1 protein-coding gene is annotated in these 434 nt (G+C 50.0%); it reads right to left on the bottom strand.

Annotation, left to right across the window (positions count from 1 at the left end):
• Positions 1–300, bottom strand: a 300-nt coding sequence (locus KDH83_RS31690) for a hypothetical protein (protein WP_212323142.1), incomplete at its 3' end; no start/stop codon positions are given.
• Positions 301–434: the final 134 nt, after the last annotated feature.

The raw sequence follows: 434 nt of genomic DNA, 5'->3' as shown, positions 1-434 counted from the left end.
GGTTGCCTGTTGAAAATGGGCTCCCAGATGCTCAATAAAGGTCTGCAAAAGATGGCCGTGATAGTACGCATAGGTGTACTCACCCTTGTTGACGGTCATATTGAAAATCAGACTTTTCTTGTCTTCGGCAATAGCCGATTTGAACAACCCCAACTCCTTCCAGTCTTTAGCGGTGTGACGGAATCCCCCATCGTGCTGTTCCCAGGTATTGATACGGCCTTTCGGCTCTTCTTGCTCAATCAATTCTTTGAACTTGTCGAGCAGGCCTTGCGGGTTGGCGGTCCAAAAGCGAATCGTCATCGGTCTCTCTCATTCGTTAGATTGTTGACAGCAATACCTGTCACGCAGCTACATCGGGTCGGATGCGCGATTTTCAAGAGGCTACTACGCCGGAGAACACGGCGAACATGTTGACTGGACATCTGGGACAGGGA

Origin of the sequence: Achromobacter sp. Marseille-Q0513, assembly GCF_018195695.1 — a bacterium.
In the GTDB taxonomy this organism is placed as follows: Bacteria; Pseudomonadota; Gammaproteobacteria; order Burkholderiales; family Burkholderiaceae_B; genus Achromobacter.
The sequence above is the reverse complement of the archived record's forward strand: the minus strand, read 5'-3'. Positions and strand labels throughout refer to the sequence as shown.